Raw genomic sequence first — 1,927 nt, 5'->3', positions numbered from 1 at the left:
ACCGATGCGGGCAAGGCGCTGATCCAGCGCATTCCGCAGCGGCGGCTCGGCACTCTCGATGAGCTGAGCGCGCCCTTGTTACTGCTGGCGTCGGATGCGGCCAGCTACATCACAGGTACGATACTGAACGTGGACGGCGGTCACTTGGTAAGTGGCCTCTGAGCCACCCTTTGGAACAGCACTGTCATGACTAACGAAACTACTCAGCTTGCCGACCGCGTCGAACGCTTCGTGCGCGACGTCGTCATTCCCTACGAACGCGATCCTCGAAGCACCTCGCATGGCCCTGAGCAGGATCTGATGCACGAATTGCGCACTAAGGCGCGGCAGGCCGGCGTGTTGACGCCTCACATTCGCCCCGATGGTTCGCACTTGAGTCAGCGCGACACCGCGACGGTGTTGATCAAGACCGGACTCTCGCCGCTCGGCCCGCTCGCCTGCAATACCAACGCGCCCGACGAAGGCAACATGTATCTGCTCGGCAAAGTGGCTTCGGAGTCGCAACGAACGCGCTTCCTGGAACCCATGGTACGAGGTGAAGTGCGATCGGCGTTTCTGATGACCGAGCCCGCCGACGATCAAGGCGCCGGTTCCGATCCGTCGATGTTGCAAACCACGGCCATACCCGACGGCGACGACTGGATCATCAACGGCCGCAAGACCTTTATCACCGGTTTTAAAGGCGCGGGCGTCGGCATCGTCATGGCCAACACAGGCAGCGACGGCAAGGTGGCCGCCTCGATGTTTCTAGTGGATCTGCCCAGTGCCGCGATTCGCACCGAGCGCGTGTTGGACACCATCGATAGTTCGTTCGCCGGCGGCCACTCGCTGTTGAGCATCGAGAACCTGCGCGTGTCACGCGAGCAGCTGTTGGGCGAACCCGGCCAAGGATTTGCACTCGCTCAAATTCGACTTTCCCCCGCCCGGCTCTCTCACTGCATGCGTTGGCTAGGCGCCTGTCAGCGCGCGCACGAAATTGCCACTGCATACGCCTGCCGACGCCGCGCGTTCGGCAAGCTGCTGATCGAGCATGAAGGCGTGGGCTTCCAACTGGCCGACAATCTCATCGACTTGAAACAAGCCGAGCTGATGATTTACTGGTGTGCCGACGTGCTAGACACCGGTTCGCTGGGCGTCAGCGAAAGCTCCATGACCAAGGTGGCGGTAGCCGACGCGTTGTTTCGTGTAGCAGATCGCTGCGTTCAAGTGATGGGCGGCACCGGCGTGTCGAGCGACACCATCGTCGCGCAGGTGTTTCGTGAGATCCGCGCGTTTCGGATCTACGACGGCCCGACCGAAGTGCACAAGTGGTCGCTGGCGAAGAAGCTCAAGCGCGATCATCTGCAGGCCGCCTCATGAGCACCAGCCAACAAGCCAACATAGGCACGACACCAGTCCGTGCCGGCTATGAACTCGATGCCGAGCGACTCGACCAATGGCTGCGCGCTCACGTGCCTAACTATGCTGGGCCACTGCTGATCGAACAGTTCAAAGGCGGGCAATCGAACCCCACTTACAAACTCAGCACGCCGACAGCAAGCTATGTCCTGCGCCGTAAACCTGGCGGGCCGATTCTGCCGGGCGCACACGCCGTCGAACGCGAAGCACGAGTACAAGCGGCGCTCGGCGCGGTCGGATTTCCCGTGCCTCGCATGCATGCACTCTGCACGGATGAGTCTGTGCTCGGTACTCCGTTCTATGTGATGGACTTGGTCGCAGGCCGGATCTTCTGGGACGCCACTCTCCCCGACGTGCCACGCGAACAGCGACCTGAATATTTCCAAGCGATGAGCCGAACGTTGGCTCGGCTGCATCGACTCGATCCGCAGGTAATTGGCCTGGGCGACTACGGCCGCAGTGGCGGCTATGTGCAACGACAGCTGAAGCGACTCTCCGATCAGTATCGCAACGACACGCTAGCCGGCCG

At 61.4% G+C, this 1,927-nt stretch carries 3 protein-coding genes; all 3 read left to right on the top strand.

Translation table 11 applies throughout. The features are described from left to right. Positions 1 to 162, top strand: a 162-nt coding sequence (locus JNL55_RS37575) for an SDR family oxidoreductase (protein WP_415923207.1), incomplete at its 5' end; no start/stop codon positions are given. A 24-nt stretch (positions 163 to 186) separates the two neighbouring features. Then, positions 187 to 1,359: an acyl-CoA dehydrogenase family protein gene (locus tag JNL55_RS32580; RefSeq protein WP_293864561.1), complete on the top strand. Its 1,173-nt coding sequence runs from the start codon at positions 187 to 189 to the stop codon at positions 1,357 to 1,359. Next, a partial coding sequence (locus JNL55_RS32575) for a phosphotransferase family protein (protein WP_293864558.1) occupies positions 1,356 to 1,927 on the top strand: 572 nt, incomplete at its 3' end. The genes JNL55_RS32580 and JNL55_RS32575, both read left to right, overlap by 4 nt.

The organism is Steroidobacter sp., from assembly GCF_016790065.1.
GTDB lineage: Bacteria > Pseudomonadota > Gammaproteobacteria > Steroidobacterales > Steroidobacteraceae > Steroidobacter.
Note: the sequence above shows the minus strand (reverse complement) of the source record. Positions and strands in the feature narration are given on the sequence as shown.